This window comes from Maribacter algarum (ex Zhang et al. 2020) (assembly GCF_005885635.1).
Taxonomy (GTDB): Bacteria; Bacteroidota; Bacteroidia; order Flavobacteriales; family Flavobacteriaceae; genus Maribacter_C; species Maribacter_C algarum.
Genome location: NZ_VATY01000005.1, coordinates 276,247 through 298,933, shown reverse-complemented (window position 1 = coordinate 298,933; position 22,687 = coordinate 276,247). Strand labels below are relative to the sequence as shown.

Genomic DNA, 22,687 nt, shown 5'->3' with positions numbered 1-22,687 from the left:
AAAATTTTAGATGAAAATCTTGTAAAGCAAGATTCTATTAAAAGCTGCAAAAACAGCAACACCCCAAAAGAAGAACATTAATTATAAGGTCAATGGTAAATGATGAGCATTATTAAGGAATATCTAATCAACAGTAATTTATTTTGCCTTTTTCACAATAGTAAGTATTTCAGTTGGCTTATATTGTCATTGTAAAGGATGCTCAGATCATTTATGAAGGAAGTGCAAACAGGACATTAGCCTTGTTCATCTACTTTACCTTAACCGTTTAGAATAACTTAGATGTTGAGTTATTTTCGAGTTAATTTTATGAAATAGAACCTTATATCAATGAACAAAAATCACTTGATCTTTAAATATTTACTTTTTTTCGTAATGCTGACGAGTTCATGTTCCAATGAAAAAACCATTCCATTAAAAAGTAGTGATAAGCATTTTTCGTTGGTCGATTACAAGCACTCAGGAATAGATTTTGAGAATACCCTAATCGAGACCGATAAGGACAATCATTTATTGAATGAGAAGTTTGTTAATGGTGCGGGTGTGGCCATAGGCGATATCAATAATGATGGATTACCGGATATTTTTTTCACGGGTAACCAAGTTCATGACAGATTATATCTAAACCTGGGAAATTTACAATTTCAAGATATCACTGAGAAAAGTGGCATCATGAAAACGGACACTTGGTCAACTGGCGTGACTTTCGCTGATGTTAATAATGATGGACATCAGGATATTTATATTTGTAAAAGCGCAAGGCATAATTCTGAAAATAGTCCGAATTTACTTTATTTGAACAATGGCGACCTAACCTTCACCGAAGCAGGCAAGACCTACAAGATCGCAGATTCCGGTTTTTCAGTTCAAGCGAATTTCTTTGATTTTGATAAAGATGGTGCCGTGGATATGTATTTGGTCAATCAACCCCCAAGTTACGGCAACCGTAAAGGCGGTAAAACCCCACTTAAAAATCCAGACCCAAGGTATAGTGATAAACTATTCAAGAATTTAGGTGGCTCAAAAGGTTTTGTTGAAATCTCAAATGCGGCGGGGACAAAGAATTTGGCCCATGGCCTTTCGGCGGCAATAGGGGATATCAATAATGATCTCTGGACGGATGTATACGTAACTAACGATTACGACCGTCCGGATTATATGTATTTAAACACCGCGAACGGTAAGTTCAAAGAAGTGCTTAAAAAGACTTTTAAGCATACGTCCAATTTTAGCATGGGCAGTGATATTGCCGATTATGATAACGACGGTAACCTTGATATCATGGTCGTTGACATGGTGGCAGAAGATCATAAGCGAATCAAAACGAATATGGGCGGTATGAATCCTGAAGATTTCTGGGCAATCGTGAAAGACGGTGGTCACTATCAATATATGTTCAACACCCTTCAGCGAAATAATGGTAACGGTACTTTCAGCGATTTAGCACAACTGGGAGGGGTTTCGAATACAGATTGGAGCTGGGGACCATTGTTTGCTGACTTTGATAATGATGGTTTTAAAGATGTTTTCGTTACAAATGGCATCAAAAGAAACATGCGATATAGTGATGTAAATAATAGGTATGAAGTTATTTTGGACAGTCTTGAGATAGTGGCAAAACAAAAAAATAGAAGATTCCAAGATGTTGTTGATGTTTTGGCTTTGGCAAAAATGGCTCCCGAAGATAAGATCAATAACTATATGTTCAAGAACAACGGGGACCTTACATTTAGCAAAGTCATTGAAGATTGGGGTTTTGAACTCCCCTCATTATCGAATGGCGCGGCCTACGCCGATTTAGATTCGGATGGGGATTTGGATCTCGTTGTCAACAATATAAATGAAAAGGCATTTCTGTACAAGAACAATTCCCGTGAAAGAAATTTAGGCAACTATCTAAGGCTTGAACTGAGGCGTGAAAACAACAAACCGATTTACGGTACACGTATTTCCTTATTTAAAGATGGGACCTTTTGGCAAACTATAGAACTTACGAATACAAGAGGGTATTTATCGAAAAGTGAGGATATTGCCCACTTCGGACTAGGTAGTGTTGAAAACATCGAAAAAATAGACATTCAATGGCCCGATGGAACATTTCGATCTTTAAATGATGTGAAGGCCAACCAACAACTCACTATTGATCAAGAAGCCTCAGGTAAAATTAATCCTGCATTACTTACCAAAGAAAGCAATTTCTTATTTACGAATAGCACTAAGAAAACCAGTCTATACCACAGACATGAAGAGAATGAATATAATGATTATGATAAAGAGGTTTTGCTGCCACATAAAATGTCCACTTTCGGGCCTTCAATTGCAGTAGGTGATGTGAATGGTGATGGTTTGGATGATTTCTACGTGGGGGGATCAGCGGGATTTTCGGGTACATTGTTTCTCCAAAGGGATAGCAATGGATTCGAGGAAATAAAAGAAGGTGCTTGGTCCGCTGATAAATCCTCCGAAGACATGGGAAGCACTTTTTTTGATATCGACCTCGATGGTGACCTGGATCTTTTAGTGGTAAGCGGTGGTAATGAATTCTTGCCAAATGCAAAAGAACTCCAAGATCGTATCTATATAAATAATGGTAAGGGTATTTTTAAGAAGGATATAAATCGAATTCCGAAAGACCGGATTAGTGGGTCCATAGTTGAAAAGGCCGACTTCGATAATGATGGCGATCTTGATGTTTTTATCGGAGGAAGACTAGTCCCCGGCAACTATCCTAAACCTGCAAATAGTAAACTTTTGGAAAACAGAAATGGATTTTTGGTGGATATAACCGAAATAAATGCCCCTGAATTAAAATCAGTGGGCATGGTGACCTCAGCAACTTGGGTCGATATCAATCTTGATAAAAGATTAGACCTTATCGTGGTTGGTGAATGGATGCCCGTTACCACCTTTATTCAAAATGACAGCGGTACTTTTTCCATACATAAATTTGAAGGGCTTCAAGATACAGAAGGCTGGTATTACAAGGTAATACACCAAGATATGGATGGCGACGGAGATCAAGACCTTATTGTTGGTAATTTGGGATTGAACTATAAATATAAAGCATCGAATGAAACTCCTTTCGAGGTATATAATTATGACTTTGATAATAACGGCACCAGTGATATCGTATTAAGTTATTATGAACACGGTACATTGTTCCCTATTCGCGGTCGGTCTTGTTCCATTCAGCAAATTCCTTCCTTAGATAAAAAGTTCCCAACGTTTGAGTCCTTTGGAGAGGCTGATTTACAAGATATTTATGGTGACGATTTAGACAAGGCCCTTCACTTAAGGGCAAAAACCTTTGCCTCATACTATATTGAAAACTTAGATGGCAAGTCGTTTAGAAAGTATCAACTGCCAAAATTGGCCCAAGTATCGAGCATCAATAATATTATAGCAAAAGACTTTGATAGAGATGGAGAACAGGATCTTTTGATTTCGGGTAATCTTTACGCCTCTGAAATCGAAACTCCTAGAAATGATGCTGGTATTGGTTTATTTCTAAAGGGCGACGGGTCAGGAAATTTTGAAGTGATAACAGTAGCTGAGAGTGGGTTTTTTGCCCCACATGATGCTAAGGATATGAAACCAATTATTGTTAATGGCAAAGAAGCCATCATAGTTGCTAATAATGATTACTTTATGCAATTGTTTTCCCTTTTACCCTAATCGACTGTGACCAATAAAAACGTACAAATGAACAAATTCTCTTTGTCCAAAAAATAGAATACCGCTTTTTTTGGAATAAATTGAGCCATGTAATTCACTAGGCACGGGCCGAATGCAAAAAAACTACGTTAAGCTTATTATCATTTTCTTGTTCCTCCATTTTTTAATGAGCGGCAATATTCTTTGTGCCCAACAATTTTCAGAGACCAACGTTCGAATATTATCCGAAATGGGAGGTAATTTTGGAAATGCCGTTGCCGACTATGATCAAGACGGCGATATGGATATTTTTATTGTAGCTTATAATTCGTTTCAGCCTGATGAACCCAAAACATGGAGTCGTCTACTGAACAACCGTGGCGGTTGGTTTGAAGATGTGACGATTGAAGCTGGATTTGGAAATCAGCATTCGAACGCTGATGGCACGGATGTGAAATTGGGGGCGTCGTGGGGCGACTATGATAATGATGGCTTTCCTGATTTACTGTTGGCCCATCAAGACGGTACGGAATTATATCGTAACATGGGCGATGGTACTTTTGCAGATGTAACTACGGAATCGAATATTGTTCCCTGTCAAGGTTGTAGCAGCTCAAGCGGTCTTTGGTGGGACTATGATAAGGACGGAGATCTCGATCTTTATCTCAATTATTTAAACGTTCCTAACCGCCTTTTCAATAATCAAGGTGATGGTACTTTTACCGAAATTGAAGGAGCCTTAAACCTTGACAATCCATCGAGAACATGGTCCTCATTACCGATAGACCCAAATCGAGATGGTTGGATGGACCTCTATGTTGTCAATGATTTTGGTCTCGGCCGTTTTTATCTAAATCAAGAGGGAAAAGATTTTGTCGACCTTACGGAAGTGTATAACCTAGTCAATAATGGTGACGGAATGGGTTCGTCAATCGGCGACTATAATAATGATGGCTATTTTGACATTTACATTACCAATATTGCTGAATTCATAAAGAACCCCCTGTTTATGGGAACTGAGAGTGGGGTATTTGAAAATACGCAAGAACGAGAACAGGTCGGGGATGGTCATTTCGGTTGGGGCAATAAATTTTTTGATGCGGACAACGACGGTGATGAGGATTTATATATCGTTAATGGTCAAACCGATTTACAATACAATAATGTCTTTTTCAAAAACCTGCGTATTGAAGGTGAGGAAAGATTCGAGAATTGGTCCGTTAGGTCAGGTGCAGATGGAAACGCAAATGGCATGGGGGCGGAAGTTTTTGATTTCGACAATGATGGGGATTTGGATATTCTTGTGAGCAACCCAGGTGACAACCCGCCATACCTCTACAAGAATGAAACTGCAAACCCCAACGCTTGGCTAAAGGTACATTTAGAGGGAACAGCATCCAATAGAAGCGCATTGGGTGCCGTTTTAAAAGTTGCATCGGAAGGACATTTCATGCATCGCTTTCATCATGGGTCAACTATGATGGGGCAAAGCCTTAAACCGGTTCATTTTGGGTTGGGCAAAACACAAAAGGTCGATAGTTTGATTATCTCTTGGCCAAGTGGTCTTGAAGAAACTATATATAATATAGCGGTGAATCAAAGTATCAAAATCGTTGAAGGGCAAAATATGGTGGAAGGCGAAGTCTATGTAGCCAATGAAGTTCCTGTTGAAGAAGAAATCGCTGTGATTGCTGAAGAATCGTCCATGACAATTTACCCCAATCCATTTACTCAGTCCATTACCTTCAATATGAAATTGGAAGAGGGTGAAGAAGTTGACGTTACGATTTATTCCATGCGCGGTTTAAAAGTTTACGAACATCAAGAAAAAGCAGGAAATCCATCAGAATGGACATGTAACTGGAATGGCCTAACCAATGCTGGGGTAAAAGCACAATCCGGCATGTATCTGTATCGAATTCAGACCGCAGGTCGAGTTTGGATGGGGAAATTAATGTTGAGATAATTGACTGATGAATATAAAGTCAGCATCAATTTTCCGTTTAAAAAATAAAATGTGACGAAATCCAAACCAACCAAGAAAATAGGCAAAAAACGTTATAATATCCTTGCGATGATATTTGTAACGGTCGTAATAAACTACCTCGACCGAACCAATATCTCTATTGCGGCAGCAGCCCTAAAGGAAGATTTGGGAATAAATGCCATACAGATGGGTTATATTTTTTCGGCCTTTGGTTGGACCTATTCCATATTACAAATTCCGGGAGGCATTGTTGCAGATAAAGTAAAATCAAGAATATTATATCCTGTAATTATGGCTTTATGGTCAATTGCCACATTGATCCAGGGAATGGTGAATTCTTTTGCTGCACTACTGGGACTTAGAGCTGGTATTGGAATGTTCGAAGCACCGTCCTACCCGATCAATAATTTAATAGTTACAAGATGGTTTCCTGAAAATGAAAGGGCTTCGGCCATCGCAACTTACACTTCAGGTCAATTTTTGGGCATGGCATTGCTTTTACCCGTTTTAACGCTGATACAGGATGCTTTGGGTTGGCGAGGTCTATTTATTGTTTCTGGTATAATTGGTTTGGTCTGGGCCGCAGTTTGGTATATTTTCTATAGAGACCCTCAAAATCATAATCGAATCGGTTCTTCCGAATTAAAGCATATAGAAGAAGGTGGTGGATTGGTTGCTATGAAAGAAAAAAATAAAACCAATAAGTTCGAATGGAATGATTTGGCGAATGCCTTCAAATATCGCAAACTCTGGGGTATGTATTTAGGTCAGTTTTGTTTGGGTGCAACCACTATTTTCTTCTTGACCTGGTTCCCCACCTATTTGGTGGAATTCCGAGGGTTAGATTTTATAAAATCCGGCTTTTACGCATCTGTTCCTTATCTAGCAGCTTTTTTAGGGGTTTTATTGGCTGGGTTTACCTCTGATTTTTTGATTAAAAAGGGCCATTCATCCGAAGTTGCACGAAAGGCACCAATTATTACCGGCATGTTACTTTCCATTGCAATTATAGGTGCAAATTATACGGAAGACACGACCTTGATAATCGTGTTTTTATCTATAGCTTTTTTCGGAAACGGTCTTGCGAGTATTGCTTGGATATTCGTTTCACTTATTGCCCCAAAAAAGAATATCGGTCTTATCGGAGGTACCTTTAACTTCATCGGCGGGTTGTCGGCGGTCATTGTACCTATTGTAATTGGCTATTTGGTGCAAGATGGAGATTTTAGTCCTGCCCTCTTCTTTATAGGGGCTATGGCCTTATTAGGCTTGATCTGCTACACTTTTATAGTAGGTAAGGTAGAGCGCATTGTTCCAAAGGAATAGTGCTACGGATTAAATTAATATAAAAGTTTCTTACTTTTCATGGAAAGTAAATAAATGGTAGCTATGAAAATAACAGATATAAAGACTTATCCTATCAATATTGAGGATGGCGGAGCTCATTTGGTCATAAAAGTTGAGACCGATTCAGGCCTATATGGTTGGGGTTGTTCGGGGCTAACCGGTCGCGAACTCGCTGTTGTTGGGCTCATAAAACATTTTAGAAGTTTTCTAATAGGAAGAGATCCAAGGCAGATCGGGGCTATTTGGCAAGAACTCTATCGCGGCCAATATTTTGAGGGCGGAAGGGTGTTCACGGCAGCCATTTCGGGTATCGACATTGCTTTGTATGATATCAAGGGAAAGGCTTTGGGCGTGCCGGTCTATGAACTTTTAGGAGGTAAGCAGCGTGATTTTGTAGAATGTTTTGCTTCTATACGCTTTACCACAAAGGAAGAACTATTAGACTATTCCACGATCTGCGTAAAGGAAGGTTGGAAGGTCTTAAGATTGGCCCCAGCCGAATTTGAATCCCAAGAAGATAAGAGTAGGTTTGAACCGAGAGAGTCCATAGCTAAACTTTCAAACTGGATTACCGAATTGCGAAAAGAAGTCGGCTCGGACATAACAATAGGTGTTGATTATCACACTAGGTTGAATGTTGCCGAGACCTATTCGTTCATAAAACGGATGCCTCGGGGAACGATTGATTTTATAGAAGAACCTATTCGTGACCAAAACCCTGGAGCGTATCAAGCCTTGCGAGAGATGGTCAACGTACCTTTTGCCATCGGAGAGGAATTTTCAAGTAAGTGGCAGTTTAGGCCCTTTTTGGAAAATAACATTGCACAATATGCGCGAATCGATGTTTGTAATGTAGGAGGATTGACAGAAGCTATGAAGGTCGCGGCAATGGCGGAAACGCACTATGTTGATTTGATGCCCCATAACCCATTGGGTCCGATTTGCACGGCGGCCAGCATTCATCTTGCCGCAGCTTGCCCTAATTTCAGCTATCTTGAAGAAGTAAACACTCCTGCTCAATACATGGGAACCGACGCGCCTGAATTTTATCCTGTTCGCCCCGAGTTGGATGGACCTCGATATCGCATTCCCGACACTCCTGGTCTGGGAGTTGAGTTCAATGAAGAATTGGCAATCAAGCGGGAATTCAAGATGATAGATATTCCGAGACTTAGAAGAGATGATGGTTCGTTGACCAATTGGTAGTCAAGAGGTTTTTATTTGACAAATTCCATCAGTCCAAATCTATTGGCTTGATGCACATTTTTTGAAATATCATAAATGGGAAAAATAGTTGAAGTGGACCTGCGATTACCCTCGGCATCATTGCGGTCTTGTCGAATCGCTAGAAAAGCCCATTTGTTTCCGGTTTGTACAGGGATAATTTTTCCCAATCCATCAAAATTGGAAATAGGAATCGCCATTTCCATAGTCCAACCTTTATCGATATCTGAATTGTCGTTTAAAGTCCCATCGTAGGTGACTTCTACTTCAAATTCTGGATTGAAGGTTTTTAGAATTCCGTGCTGACCTTGATAAAAATCATTAAAATAAACGAAGTCGTTTGAGGCTTTGTACAGATTCAATTCGTAGCCGATATGGGTATCCAAACTGTCTGGCACTGTAATAAAAAAGATTTCTGCACAATCATCTAGATAAGGTTCCCCGTCTCGTTTAGTTTCCCGAGCGGTTAAATGTTTGTCTTCCATTTGGTAAAACAAATACAAGTTATTTTCATCCCAAAGCATTCGAAAAGTGGTTTGCTGTTGGTCATCCGGCTTGTCAATTCGATAGAAATTATCAAACGTTCTTGCTTCGGTACAAGCCCAAATTTCCTCATCCATTTTTCCATTAATGGTAATACCTTGGTTTGTCTTAGATACCTTAAAAATAGGTTGCTCTCCTAGGGAAAGTTTTTTATCATTTTGTGAAAAGACCATTGAAGTACAAACCCCAAGGCATAGTAGAAAACAATACTTTCGGGACTTACACATACTTTATGAATCTATCATTTGTTTAGCCCACAAATTGTTTTTGTAGACTTTAATCGCTTCATGGAGTAGTTTCTTTGCTTCGTCTTTATTTCCTAACCCTATGTTGCCTAAGGCTTCGAGGTAATATGAATTTGAAATGGCTTTGTTATTGGTTGCTGATGCCTCTTCCACGGCAACAAGTGTATTGTCGGTTCCCTTGTTCCGTTGCGAACGAGCGCGTTCGATTAGATCACTAAACATTTTTTTTGCTTTATCCGACTGTCCTAATTTTTCATTTGACTTCGCTTGATAAAATAAGAGATCGTACATTGCTCGTCCATTTTCCGCGTTTGCACTTTTCTGATAGGCTTCTTTTGCTTTCTTGGAGTTTCCCATTTGTGAATAGGCGTCTCCCATGAAATAGTAAATCATCGCACTTTTTTCATCGTGTGTGGGTTTACCAACTTCCAGGTTTTCGGGATATTCCAAGGCGCGTTCCAGATGGGAAATAGCCTTTTGGTACTCCTTGTTTTGTATTAGTTCCTTTGCTTTCAAAGTATGCGAGTCCACATAATGCCAATAGGTTTCTCGACCACCTTCCCAGGTTCTGAAATGATGCGTATCTAAAAAATCAATCGCTTCATCGTAGTCACCATTAAGATTGAGCAATTCTACATAAGTTTTAGGAGCGGATACGTCATTTTTAACAACGGCTAAGTTCTTTTTAAGTAGGTCTAGATTTTCCTTGAAATTAGCATCCGATTCGTCGTAGTATTTTGATAACTCCGCATACCAAAGCGGATTTGAATTATCGACCGAAATGGCCTTCGTGATATATTCAATGGCCTTGTTGGGGTCTTTGTTTGTATAAAATTCGCCAAAAGCCAGATTACGTGAGACCATGGGAATACTATTATTGATTTCCCCTGTCTTTTGCCAAGCGGTCATGGCTTCTTCAGGTCTATGGTCATATAATAAATTACCCAACAAATAGTAGGCTGTAACATCTTGGGGATTCAGTTCAAGTGCCTTTTTCAAAACGATTTCAGTTTCTGGTCGATATGGAAAAGCGTAATCCAAAGAATATTTAGCGGATTGCAGTATGTTTTTTGCAGCAGCTTCGTCGCCCAATTCAGATTGAAAATAAGACAGATAATAAGCTATCAAAGGGTTCTTCGGATTTTCCAATGAGGATAACAAAGTCATCCCATCTTCATTAAAACCCATATTTATATAGTGTGTTGCGATTTCTAAATAGTTGTTATCCAAATCTTGCATATTCTTATGCCATTTGGCCATAGAAGCATCTCCCTCGGAAAGACCTTTTTCGTACAATGCTACGAAGTTCAAGGGGTCATAAACCAGTAAATTATCCAAAAGAGTTACCGCTTTTTCTTGCATTCCTGCATTGCGCAAAAGACCTGCGTAAAGTGTTACAATTCGACCATCACGATTGTTTGTAGAATACGCTTCCCTGATATATTCAAGTGCCTTTTCATGATTCCCTTTTTTGCTTTCGATTTGCGCCAACTGATAGTTTGCCGCAGAGAACCACTGATAATACCAAGTTGCGCGAGCAAGATTGGCGGTCGCTTCTTCCATTTGCCCTAAGGCTTTTTGAGCCATCCCCATATAATAATATAGCTCTCCCTCTTTAGGTTGGTAGTATTTAATTTTTAGTTTGTCGGCTGCTTTCTGCAAATAGGAAAAGGCTTCTTCATATTTCATTTGACCCAATCGCCGTTGACCTAAAGCAATATTTGTGCGGTAGTCATTGGGAGATTTCTCTAAGGCAGCCAAATAGTAATCATCGGGTTCGATTCCTGGGCGGCTGAACTGCTCTACAAAGCGTCCCGTCAAATAGAGGTCTTCAACCGTGTTTATTTCTTCTGGTTTTTTAACCCTTTCTTGAACTTCTGGTAATTCAGGATGTTTCAGTTTATACGGACTGTATGAGACCAATTCTCGACCTTTACTATCCTGAATGGCAACATGAAGTTCATATTCATCCAAAGGCTTTCGACTTTTATAAGTTTCTGTAAATGGGTTTGCGGGGTCAATATTGATTGTTTTTTCAACGAGAACAGCATCCCCGTTTTTTAAAATAACCTTGGCATTTTCAAACTTCGAAGTTGTATTGAATCCGTAAAAAACAGTTTTTGCATTTCGCATTTGCAGTGTCACCGAAGCATCAATAGTTGAATTTTTAACCACCTCCAAATCGCGAATCGGATACCAAAAATTCTTGGCATCCTTAACAGAATGTGGTAAAATCCAACTGTAGTCGGGTTGGTTGTTCGAAAAGGTTCCGGTCATCAATTCCACGTATGCTTTCCCATCATCTGTCAGCTTCCTTCTGGCATTTTGACCTTGAAGTCCGGGGCCGAATTGCCACAATTTTGAGGCGTTGTTTTCATACATATCCCCCACGTGAACGGTGCCTGCTTTTTGTCCATAATCATATCCACCAATAAATCCTTCTTTGATATCCCACATAAAAAAAGAAACCGGATTTGGGTGGTTTTTCCACCAGGTAAGGTCAGTTCCCGCTTTGTAACTGGTTCGCCCATAAGTCGGAGTATCTGTCGAGATGGGCCACTGCACAAAATTTCTGTTATTGTGAAAGACACCAATCTCTTGACTTGGCGGCCAAAACGTACGAAAATCATCATTAGCGGTTATGGCTACATTGGCCCAGAAAAGAAATGTGGTGGTTAATGTATTCGTATTGTTGATACGGTAATCAACTTCAATATATGACTTGCCTGGTCGAAGTGTCATTCCGATTACGCCCCTCATATCACGTGTCTTTTCGGTTTCTCCAATCCAAACCGTAGCACTACCATCTGCATTCTCAATCATACGATAGTCGCTTTTCATCATCGTTGAAGTTCGGTGATGGTGCGGAAAACACCACTCTATTCCACCGGAAACCCACGCGCCGAGTGTTCCGATTAAATCAGGTTTGATAACGCTATTGGTATGAAAAAGTTCGTGTCCATTAGTTTTATCAATAGCAGAGAACAAGCGACCACCAAAAGCGGGAAGTACTTTTACTTTGATATATTCATTTTCGAGATAAACCATTTCATAGGTCACATCGGTCAAGGAGTCACCAAGTTTCGCTTGTGAAGGGTACGGGTATATTTTACCTTGAGCCCCTTGAACACTTCGGCCCGTATAGAACAAAGGGCTTTTCTCATCTTCACCTTTTTGGTAGGTAGGTATTACTTCTTTTCCTTCATACACTTTTACTTGACCAAATAAATAGTTAGTAGAGGTCGAACAAATAAAAATTAAAACCGACAATACTACGAGCTTAAATAAATTCATTCTGTTGTTTTAAAGTTTTTGATAATCCTAGTAATACTAAATGTATCATTTTTCTTTGTTTTGAAGGTAACGGCTCTTAACAGAGAATGGTAGTATTTTAACCTAGCTCACGTTTTAAAAGGATAATTACTCGGTAATAATTCCATACTTTAAAATCTAGACCACAAAATAAAGTCTATTCACCATTTTGTTCCGCTTCCAATTAATTCGTTAATCTTATTAAGAAAGAACCAAACTAATTTTATTCCATTATTTAAGGACTATATGCTTAGGAATTTAGGTAATTCAATCATTGAAAATCCACAATAAAAAAACCTGAATCAAAATTTTATTTGCCTAGTTAACCCAAAACAAATGAAAGCAATCTTTGCCCTTTTTGATAATACAAAGGTTATTTACCGCGTTTTTTACCCCCTTTCAAAATATAAATTTTGAATAAGTAGTAAGAATTAGATAACAGTTCTTGACTTTCGAATAGAATTTACCAATATTTCAATACGAAACAAGTTCATTAAAAATATAAGTGCGGTCCGTTGCGAAATTTGGTGCCCACTTTGAAAATATAGATTTTAACACTTTGAATATCAAATTGTTATGAATGGGTTTCGAGCCCCAGCCAGTCACCAAAACAAAAGTCTTTGTCCAACAGGGGCTTTTTATTTTAAACTCAGCTAACAATCCTTCTTACCTTTTTCACAGCACTCTCTAACTTAAGTTAACTACCTATTGCCTCTGCTCATTCGTCGATAAATTCTAGAGGCAAATCGATTAGTCACGAACAATAATGATCTGTTATATTATTTTAATAATCAATCAATTAATGAATAATATCTTGTAAAAAATTTTATTTTTGAAAGTAAATACTTACTTTTTAAGTAATTATATACCCCGTTGCTATGAAAACTATACAATATGCATTACTTGGGCTGAAAAAGGAGGAATCTGATGCTATAACATCATATTTGGCGAATTTAGACGGATACAACTTGGCCGGAATTGCTAAAAATACCAATCAATTATTGGATGTTATTCTTGCCGGAATGCCAAGCCTTATTTTCATTAATGTCGATAATTACTCCAACAAAGATTTTATCAATCCTATCAACATTATTAAAGATTTATATCGGTCGTTCCCCAAAAAACCCGAGCTAGTAGCCATTGCTCCCTCAAAAAAGCAAGCCTTTAACTGCATTAAACATAACTTCTATTATTACTTACTACACCCATTAAATGAATCACAATTACACTTATTGGACTCCAGACTGCGTATTGCAAACATTCCTAAAAAGGACAAACCTAAAAAGCTATGTTTACAGACTTACAGTGATTATAGATTTATTGAAATCAATGACATTCTCTATTTAAAGGCAGATAATAATTCGACCGAGTTTTTTTTGACCGACAAAACAAAGATTGTTGCTTATAAAACCCTTAAATACTTTGAATCCATATTACCTAAATCATTCCGACGTATTCATCAAAGCTTTGTAATAAATCAAAATTACATTTCTCGCATACATCTTGGTAAACATGAATGTCATTTAAAGCCGTTTAAAATGAAACTTCCATTTTCAAGGGCATACCGAAAAGTAATGTCTGAGTTGGCGACTAATCTTTCTTCAAATGCCCTGTCTTGAGTTTCCATATTATGTTCAAACTTGGTCTATAACTAGAATGCTTCGACTAGATTATTTAGAACATAAATAGGTGAAATTAATTTTCTGTTAGCCCATAGCTTTCTATATTTGCCCTGCTCAAAAAGCGCACGTGGCGGAATTGGTAGACGCGCCAGCTTGAGGGGCTGGTGGCCACTAGGCCGTGGAAGTTCGAGTCTTCTCGTGCGCACTAAAAAGTCAAGTGATTCACTTGGCTTTTTTTATTTCAAAAAGAATTGTTTCAAAAGTTCAGATATTATGATGTAAACATTGGTCTACGGGTATAATTATATTTTCAGGAAACTCTTGTTTTCTTATTGAGATAAATCCTCTTAAAACTCCAATCATCGGTCGATAAATAGCGCTCCATCACGTATGGATGCAAAAACATTAACTCAAATTTCACTTCAAGAAACTTTAGAATGTAAATTTGTTTAAGTATTTTTACAAAAGGATGAACAATGTAAAAAAGAATTTCAGCATTCGCGATTTAGAAAATCTATCGGGAATAAAAGCACACACCATACGTATATGGGAGAAACGATATAACCTTCTTGCTCCCGAAAGAACTGCTACAAATATTCGTACCTATAGTTTAAGTAGCCTTCAGAAGCTTTTGAACGTTACTCTGCTTTATAACAACGGCTATAAAATCTCAAAGATTTCCCGTATTCCCGAAGGTAATATTCCTTTGATGGTACGAGAAATAGTTGCGAAAAACAGCGTTAAAAACCACGCGATTAATGCATTTAAACTATCAATGATTAATTTTGACCAATCGCTCTTCATGAGTACCTACAATAGTATTTTGGTCGATAAATCTTTCAGAGATGTCTTTAAGGAGGTCTTCATTCCCTTGCTTAATGAAATCGGATTGCTTTGGCAAACGGATACCATTAGTCCCGCCCACGAGCATTTTATTACGAGCCTGATAAAACAAAAAATCTTAATAAACACCGAAAAACTTCAACATTTAGAGCCCGTAAAAAAGGATAAGATTTTCGTGCCATTTTTACCTGAAAATGAGATTCATGAAATAGGTCTTTTATATCTCAATTACGAAATAGTTTTAAGGGGCTACAAATCGATATACCTTGGTCAGACAGTACCTTTAGACACCTTGAAAGATGTTATGAAGTACTTTGACAATCTTTGTTTTCTATCCTATTTTACTGTTACTCCTACAAAGGAAAAGATTGAAAAATATATGCTAGAATTCACCGACTTAATCAAGGAATATGGTGCTGCCGATGTATGGCTTCTAGGATACCAAACCAAGCACCTGGATTCTGGTAATCTTCCTGATTTCGTGAAAACTTTCAATTCCATAGATCAAGTTGTTGAACAACTTTAAACTCGAATCTTCTTCTTTATATGAATAAGACTGTTAGTGTTATAGGGTCAGGTTTCTCATCTTTATCTGCCGCATGTTACCTTGCAAAAGCAGGTTTTAATATATCTATTTTCGAAAAAAACGCAACTGTTGGTGGACGAGCTAGGCAGCTTGTTAAAGATGGTTTTACTTTCGACATTGGTCCTAGTTGGTATTGGATGCCCGACATATTTGATAAATTTTTTGCAGATTTTGGAAAAAAAACCTCGGATTATTACCAACTAGATAAACTTAGTCCGGCCTATAAAATTTTCTTTGCTGATGACACCATTACCATCGGTGATACAATGGATAAAATTTGTGCGGAATTCGAGCGAATTGAAAGTGGAAGCTCCAAACACCTTAGAAAATTTATTTCCGATGCCCAAGAAAATTATGGTATTGCAATTGATAAGATTGTTCTAAGGCCAGGTTTATCACCCTTTGAATTGGTTACTAAGGAAACTGTTTTTAAAATCGACCAATTTTTTAAAACCATTAGCGGTCAGGTTAGAAAGAAATTCAAAAATCCAAAATTAATCTCAACTTTAGAATTTCCAGTTTTGTTTCTAGGGGCGAAGCCTAGTAAGACTCCATCTTTCTATAGTTTTATGAATTTTGCCGATTTCGGATTGGGCACATGGCATCCAAAAGGTGGTATGTATGAAATTATTAAGGCAATGCAAGCTTTGGCTATTGAATTAGGCGTCTCCATACATACGAATAGTTCAGTAGAAAAAATCCGTGTGGAAAACGGAAAAGCTATCGGAATATCATGCAATGGCAAAGAAATAGACAGTGATTTTGTTTTAAGTGGAGCAGATTATCATCATTCGGAAACATTATTAGACGAAAAATATCGACAATATTCCGAATCATACTGGGCTAAAAAGACTTTTGCGCCCTCCTCCCTCCTCTTTTATGTAGGTTTCGATAAAAAACTGAAAAGTATTGAACATCACAATCTGTTTTTTGATACTGATTTTGAAAGACATGCCGAAGAAATTTATGATGAGCCTAAATGGCCCTCAGACCCTTTGTTCTATGCCAACTTCCCCTCCGTGACTGACGAAAGCATGTCTCCCGAGGGTTGTGAGACCGGCTTTTTCTTGGTTCCAATAGCACCTGGTTTGGAGGATACCCCTAAACTGAGAAAGCAATATTTCGGTCTAATAATGAAAAGGTTTCAATTAAGAACTGGTCAAGAAATTGAAAATAATATTATATTTAAGGAGTCCTTTTGTGTGAAAGATTTCGTGGAGGAATACAATTCATACAAAGGCAATGCATACGGAATGGCTAACACGCTTTTACAAACAGCGTTCCTACGGCCAAAATTGCAAAGTAAAAAAGTAAAAAAATTATTCTTTACTGGGCAACTTACCGTACCAGGACCTGGAGTACCACCTGCCTTGATATCTGGAAAATTAGTTTCTGAATTAATAGCCAAAGTAGACTAATACATATGAAGAGTATTTTTGATAAAGTTTCATACGATTGTAGTAAGATAGTTACCGAGTCTTACAGCACTTCCTTTTCCTTGGCGACCAAAATGCTATCGCCGTCGATAAGACCTGATATATATAACATATACGGTTTTGTACGCTTTGCAGATGAAATAGTCGATACATTTCATAGCTATGATAAAAAGGAGTTATTTGAAAATTTTGAAACAGAATTAAAGGCCGCCATTGAAGCCAAAATCAGTCTTAACCCCATTCTTAACTCCTTCCAACATACGTATCACAAATACAAAATACCATATCACCTGGTAGCTTCGTTTATGAAAAGTATGCGAATGGATCTTACAAAAAGTGAGTATAGAACGGATGCTGAATATAAAGAATACATCTACGGTTCAGCCGATGTGGTCGGTTTGATGTGTTTGAAAGTTTTTGTAAAGGGAGATGATTCGCAATATGAAGCGTTGAAAAAATCAGCTATGTCACTGGGTTCTGCATTTCAAAAAGTGAATTTCTTAAGGGATTTGAAAGCTGATTTTGAAGATTTGAATAGAGCTTATTTTCCTCATGCCAATCTAACGGATTTGGATGAGGCATCAAAATCTAAAATCGTGGAGGAAATCAAAGCAGATTTCGCTTTAGGGTATTCTGGTATTTTGCATTTACCTAACGAAGCAAAATTTGGTGTATATACAGCATATAAATACTATTATAAATTGCTCCAAAAACTGCAAAAAACTCCATCTATGGAGATTAAGAATGCAAGGATACGAGTTCCTAATTATCAGAAGTTTGGACTCTTAGCAAAATCATACGTTAATTATAAATTACATTTAGTTTAGATGAAAATTTTTCTTTGGATAGTTATATTTCTTGGTACATTTTCCATTATGGAATTTATGGCGTGGTTTACCCATAAGTATATTATGCATGGGTTTTTGTGGAGTTTACACAAAGATCACCACCACAAAGACCATGATTCTTGGTTTGAAAGAAATGATGCCTTCTTCATTTTTTATGCTGTTGTGAGCATGGTACTTTTTTCTGCAGGAAAAAATGGTTGGTGGCCAGGATGGGCATTAGGCTTTGGAATATTAGCTTACGGCATCGCATATTTTCTGGTACATGATATTTTCATCCACCAACGCTTTAAAATGTTTAGAAATGCGAACAATTGGTATGCAAAAGGCGTTCGAAGAGCGCACAAAATTCACCACAAGCATTTAGAAAAAGGAGATGGGGAATGCTTCGGAATGCTATTCGTACCCTTCAAATATTTTAAGAAATAACAGCTACTCAGCTAGTAACCGTTCTAATATCTCCCAAGTGGAATTGCCATTCCAATCTGCAGCTCCCGTCTTTCTAACAACAATTTTTCCTTTTTTGTCAATTATGAAAGTAGTTGGGATGCTTTTCGTCGACAAAACAATAGGGCTTGAACTCTTTTCAAAGTATACCGGAAAGTTATATTCCTTTTTACTCATAAAGTCTTTTACTTTTTCTCCTTCGTCATGTGCTACAAAGACAAATTCGACTTTATCACCATACTCGTTATACAATTCTTGCAAACTAGGCATCTCACCAACGCAAGGTGGACACCAAGTGGCCCAATAGTTGACCAATACAACCTTTCCCTCAACATCTTTGAAATTAAATACTTCTCCTCTTGCATTTGATAATTTCCAATTGTAACAAGACAATATCAATTGATCCTCTTTGTCGATTGTATAAGGGCTAAATGAAAATATTCTTGAAGTGAGAACTCTTATATGAAACCCTAATGGCGTAAAAAGTAGAAGTGCCAATACAATTATAAATGCAAAATTGGAGAGGTTTTCCTTTTTTAGCTTCATTATTCCGATATCAATCGAATCAATAGTGCTTCAATATCTTTATTATCCCAATCGGCAATTGCGGTTTGGTGAACAACGATATTACCCTTTTTATCCAGAATATAACTTCCTGCTGGCTTTAGTAATTCGATTGGGCTTGGCTCGCCAATAATTTGATAGGTTATGGGAAACGTATAACCCTTTCGCATCATCATCTCTTCCGGTAGTTCTCTTTCTTGGTCCGTTATGATATAGAATTTAACATCACCCTCATATTTCTCATACAATTTTTGAATATCGTCTAATTGTGCTCTAGAAGGCAAATGCCAAGTTGCCCAAAAGTTAATAAATACCACCTGACCTTCGGCTTCTTCAAAATTAAAAAAACTCCAATCGGCTCTTTTTAATTTCCAATTGTAATTCGAAATCTTTCCCTGATTTTCTGTAGGTATTATTGTTGGAGATGCGGCAAAAGTTTTATTCAAAAATTCTTTGCTAAAATCTCCTAGCGGAGTAACGAAAAAGGAAAGGATTAAGGCTATTACTAAAAGCGTATAGACCGTTTGTTTCTTCATAGAGGGACTTTAAACTCTGTCTCCCAAAACTAAAAAACTCCCGAAGATTATCGGGAGTTTTTTTCAACTATTTGAATAATTAAATCTAGGAGGCATTCTCTCGCTTGATTACGTTAAGAGCGGAACCTTCTCTATACCATCCTATTTGTGCTTCGTTATACGTATGGTTTGCAAGAATGGTGTCCTTACTTCCATCGGAATGAACCACTTCAATAGTCAATGGTTTTCCTGGCGCAAAATCAGCAATATCAACAAAATTGAAGGTATCGTCTTCCTGAATCAAATCATAATCACTTTCGTTAGCAAACGTTAAACCTAGCATTCCTTGCTTCTTCAAATTGGTTTCGTGAATACGAGCGAAGGATTTTACGATTACTGCGGCAACCCCTAAATGACGAGGCTCCATTGCAGCATGTTCACGAGAAGAACCTTCGCCATAATTATGGTCGCCAACAACAACAGTTCTGATTCCAGCTGCTTTGTAAGCACGTTGGGTATCGGGTACTCCTCCATAATCCCCTGTTATCTGACTCTTTACAAAATTTGTCTTTTTATTGTAAGCGTTTACAGCTCCAATTAAGCAGTTATTTGAAATATTATCTAAATGTCCTCTGTAACGCAACCAAGGTCCCGCCATTGAAATGTGGTCGGTAGTACATTTTCCAAAGGCTTTAATCAATAATTTAGCACCTTGCAGCTCATTATCTTCAATAGGAACAAAGGGCTCTAACAATTGTAAACGTTCTGAATCCTCAGCAACATTAACCACAACCCCTGATCCGTCTTCGTCAGGTGCTAAAAAACCAGCATCTTCTACTTCAAAACCTTTTGGAGGTAATTCCCAACCTGTTGGTTCATCGAATCGTACTTCCTCTCCATTTTCGCTGATTAAGCTATCTGTCATTGGATTGAAATCCAAACGACCAGCAATCGCTATTGCGGCAGTTATCTCAGGAGAAGCTACAAAGGCATGCGTATTTGGATTTCCATCCGCACGTTTGGCAAAGTTTCTATTAAACGAATGCACAATACTATTTTTTGGTGCATTCTTCGGATCACTATATCTCGCCCATTGTCCGATACATGGCCCGCAAGCATTCGTAAATATCTTAGCATCTAATTGTTCAAAGACATCCAAAATACCATCTCTTTCAGCAGTAAAACGCACTTGCTCAGAACCAGGATTGATACCCAGTTCGGCTTTCATTTTTACACCTTTGTCAATAGCTTGTTGGGCTATGGATGAAGCACGCGATAAATCTTCATAAGATGAGTTTGTACAAGAGCCAATTAGTCCCCATTCCACTTGAAGAGGCCAATCATTTTTAGTTGCTTTATCTGTCATGGCATCACCAACCGCCGTAGATAAATCCGGTGTAAATGGGCCATTCAATAATGGATTTAAGGCCGTTAGGTCAATATCAATAAGCTGGTCAAAATATTGCTCTGGATTTTCATAAACCTCAGCATCAGCAGTCAAATATTCCTTTACCGCGTTAGCAGCATCAGCAACATCCGCTCTTTCTGTTGCACGTAAATAACGTTCCATAGACTCATCATAGCCGAAAGTTGAAGTGGTGGCACCAATCTCTGCACCCATATTACAAATCGTTCCTTTACCTGTACAAGACAAAGCTTTTGCACCAGGGCCAAAATATTCAACAATTGCACCAGTTCCTCCTTTTGCAGTAAGAATTTCAGCAACCTTTAAAATTACATCTTTTGGTGCCGTCCAACCAGAAATTGTTCCTGATAGCCTGACTCCAATTAATTTGGGGAATTTCAATTCCCAAGCCATTCCGGCCATAACATCGACGGCATCAGCCCCTCCTACTCCAATGGCTACCATTCCTAATCCGCCGGCGTTTACAGTATGTGAATCAGTACCAATCATCATCCCTCCCGGAAAAGCGTAATTCTCAAGAACTACTTGGTGAATAATTCCTGCTCCTGGCTTCCAAAAACCGATACCATATTTATTAGATACAGATTCTAGAAAATTAAAAACCTCAGCGCTTGTGTTGTTTGCAGATTTTAAATCCGCAGCTGCACCACTTTTAGCCTGAATAAGGTGGTCACAATGAACTGTGGTTGGAACTGCAACTTTTGGTTTCCCAGCTTGCATGAATTGCAATAAAGCCATTTGAGCGGTAGCATCTTGACATGCAATACGATCTGGTGCAAAATCTACATAATCTTTCCCTCTGGTAAATTCCTTAGAAGGAATCCCATCCCAAAGGTGGGAATATAAAATCTTTTCAGATAGAGTTAATGGTTTGCCGACAATTTCACGAGCTTTATCAACTCTTTCGGCCATTCTGGCGTAAACGCCTTTGATCATATCAATATCAAATGCCATTCGATGAGAATTTTAGTTAATTGCAATTCTACGAAATTAAGAAAATACTAAGGGGGAATAAAATTTTTATAGAAGGATTAATGGCGCATTGAACAAATGGTCATTTCTATGCCTCCCAATTGCCGAAATGACAATATTTTGAATAAAATACCAACTACTTACTAATAAGCAGATTATAAAAGTCTGGTGATAATATCTTCTTCGGAAATTCCTTCTGCCTCCGCTTTGTAGTTCTTTATGATACGATGTCTCAGGATTCCCATTGCAACGGCTTTCACATCTTCGATATCTGGAGAGAACTTACCTTTGATTGCTGCATGAGCCTTTGCTCCTAAAACTAGGTTTTGAGAAGCACGCGGACCTGCGCCCCAATCAATATATTGTTTTACAAAATCAGAAGCAGTTTCTAAATTTGGTCTTGTACTACTTACCAAATTCACTGCATATTCCACCACATTATCAGGGACAGGAATACGACGTATTAAATGCTGTATCTCAAGTATTTCTCGATCATTGAATAAAACATCTACGTCGGGGGTTTCGTCATTCGTAGTGGCTTTTACTACTTGCATTTCCTCTTCTACAGAAGGGTATTTCAACTCAATAGCAAACATAAAACGATCCAACTGGGCTTCAGGAAGCGGATACGTTCCTTCTTGCTCAATGGGGTTTTGGGTTGCCAAAACGAAATATGGTAAATCAAGTTTGTATTGCTGACCAGCGATGGTAACCGCTCTTTCTTGCATGGCTTCTAAAAGTGCAGCTTGCGTTTTTGGTGGGGTACGGTTAATCTCATCCGCCAAAATAATGTTTGAAAAAATAGGTCCTTTGATAAATTTGAAGCTACGGCTTTGGTCTAAAACCTCACTGCCCAAAATATCACTCGGCATCAAATCGGGTGTGAATTGAATTCTTTTAAAATCAAGCCCTAAGGTCTGGGCAATAGTATTTACCATTAGGGTTTTTGCCAAACCTGGTACTCCGATTAACAAAGAATGCCCTCCAGTATAAATTGAGAGAAGTATTTGGTCAATTACCTCTTCTTGCCCGATAATAATTTTGGCAATTTCTTTCTTTAGGTTTTGATGTTTGGTAACAAGGTTATTTATGGCGGTAACGTCTGACATTGATTTATCT

15 protein-coding genes and 1 tRNA gene are annotated in these 22,687 nt (G+C 38.1%); 10 read left to right on the top strand and 6 right to left on the bottom strand.

Features of this window, described 5'->3' with window-relative positions; all coding sequences use genetic code 11:
* The first annotated feature begins 330 nt into the window (after positions 1-330).
* The 4 genes from FEE95_RS20200 (at position 331) to FEE95_RS20185 (ending at position 8,194) form a co-directional block, all read left to right on the top strand.
* Complete coding sequence (locus tag FEE95_RS20200; RefSeq protein ID WP_138659841.1) at positions 331-3,675, top strand: CRTAC1 family protein; 3,345 nt, start codon at positions 331-333, stop codon at positions 3,673-3,675.
* A 112-nt stretch (positions 3,676-3,787) separates the two neighbouring features.
* Positions 3,788-5,620 (top strand): CRTAC1 family protein, encoded by a 1,833-nt coding sequence (locus tag FEE95_RS20195; RefSeq protein WP_138659840.1) that lies wholly within the window; start codon positions 3,788-3,790, stop codon positions 5,618-5,620.
* Between the two features lie 51 nt (positions 5,621-5,671).
* Positions 5,672-6,967 carry an MFS transporter gene (locus tag FEE95_RS20190; RefSeq protein WP_238474624.1) on the top strand — a complete coding sequence of 432 codons (1,296 nt, stop codon included), beginning with the start codon at positions 5,672-5,674 and terminating at the stop codon, positions 6,965-6,967.
* Between the two features lie 63 nt (positions 6,968-7,030).
* On the top strand, positions 7,031-8,194 hold the full coding sequence (locus tag FEE95_RS20185) for a mandelate racemase/muconate lactonizing enzyme family protein (protein ID WP_138659839.1): 1,164 nt from the start codon (positions 7,031-7,033) through the stop codon (positions 8,192-8,194).
* 11 nt (positions 8,195-8,205) lie between these two features.
* Here FEE95_RS20185 and FEE95_RS20180 read toward each other — a convergent pair whose 3' ends face one another.
* On the bottom strand, positions 8,206-8,982 hold the full coding sequence (locus FEE95_RS20180; protein WP_138659838.1) for a carbohydrate-binding family 9-like protein: 777 nt from the start codon (positions 8,980-8,982) through the stop codon (positions 8,206-8,208).
* Between the two features lie 3 nt (positions 8,983-8,985).
* Entirely contained in the window at positions 8,986-12,294 is a 3,309-nt protein-coding gene (locus FEE95_RS20175; RefSeq protein WP_138659837.1) for a DUF5107 domain-containing protein, read from the bottom strand.
* 896 nt (positions 12,295-13,190) lie between these two features.
* Between FEE95_RS20175 and FEE95_RS20170 the strand changes: the two genes are divergently transcribed.
* The 6 genes from FEE95_RS20170 to FEE95_RS20145 all read left to right on the top strand — a co-directional run bounded on the left by FEE95_RS20170 (position 13,191) and on the right by FEE95_RS20145 (position 18,073).
* The gene (locus FEE95_RS20170) at positions 13,191-13,931 is read left to right on the top strand and encodes a LytR/AlgR family response regulator transcription factor (RefSeq protein WP_238474623.1); all 741 of its coding nucleotides are present in this window, start codon (positions 13,191-13,193) and stop codon (positions 13,929-13,931) included.
* A gap of 124 nt (positions 13,932-14,055) precedes the next feature.
* Positions 14,056-14,139 (top strand) — tRNA-Leu (locus FEE95_RS20165).
* A gap of 264 nt (positions 14,140-14,403) precedes the next feature.
* The gene (locus FEE95_RS20160; RefSeq protein WP_138659836.1) at positions 14,404-15,303 is read left to right on the top strand and encodes a MerR family transcriptional regulator; all 900 of its coding nucleotides are present in this window, start codon (positions 14,404-14,406) and stop codon (positions 15,301-15,303) included.
* A gap of 20 nt (positions 15,304-15,323) precedes the next feature.
* Complete coding sequence (locus FEE95_RS20155) at positions 15,324-16,781, top strand: phytoene desaturase family protein (protein WP_138659835.1); 1,458 nt, start codon at positions 15,324-15,326, stop codon at positions 16,779-16,781.
* Between the two features lie 5 nt (positions 16,782-16,786).
* Positions 16,787-17,626: a phytoene/squalene synthase family protein gene (locus FEE95_RS20150; RefSeq protein WP_138659834.1), complete on the top strand. Its 840-nt coding sequence runs from the start codon at positions 16,787-16,789 to the stop codon at positions 17,624-17,626.
* Positions 17,627-18,073, top strand: a complete 447-nt coding sequence (locus FEE95_RS20145; protein ID WP_138659833.1) for a sterol desaturase family protein — start codon at positions 17,627-17,629, stop codon at positions 18,071-18,073. It begins immediately after the preceding gene.
* A gap of 3 nt (positions 18,074-18,076) precedes the next feature.
* Here FEE95_RS20145 and FEE95_RS20140 read toward each other — a convergent pair whose 3' ends face one another.
* The 4 genes from FEE95_RS20140 to FEE95_RS20125 all read right to left on the bottom strand — a co-directional run bounded on the left by FEE95_RS20140 (position 18,077) and on the right by FEE95_RS20125 (position 22,677).
* Positions 18,077-18,637: a TlpA family protein disulfide reductase gene (locus FEE95_RS20140; RefSeq protein ID WP_138659832.1), complete on the bottom strand. Its 561-nt coding sequence runs from the start codon at positions 18,635-18,637 to the stop codon at positions 18,077-18,079.
* On the bottom strand, positions 18,637-19,191 hold the full coding sequence (locus FEE95_RS20135; protein ID WP_138659831.1) for a TlpA family protein disulfide reductase: 555 nt from the start codon (positions 19,189-19,191) through the stop codon (positions 18,637-18,639). The genes FEE95_RS20140 and FEE95_RS20135 overlap by 1 nt, the downstream gene beginning before the upstream one ends.
* A gap of 85 nt (positions 19,192-19,276) precedes the next feature.
* Positions 19,277-21,550 carry an aconitate hydratase gene (locus tag FEE95_RS20130; protein WP_138659830.1) on the bottom strand — a complete coding sequence of 758 codons (2,274 nt, stop codon included), beginning with the start codon at positions 21,548-21,550 and terminating at the stop codon, positions 19,277-19,279.
* 173 nt (positions 21,551-21,723) lie between these two features.
* Positions 21,724-22,677 carry an AAA family ATPase gene (locus FEE95_RS20125; protein ID WP_138659829.1) on the bottom strand — a complete coding sequence of 318 codons (954 nt, stop codon included), beginning with the start codon at positions 22,675-22,677 and terminating at the stop codon, positions 21,724-21,726.
* Positions 22,678-22,687: the final 10 nt, after the last annotated feature.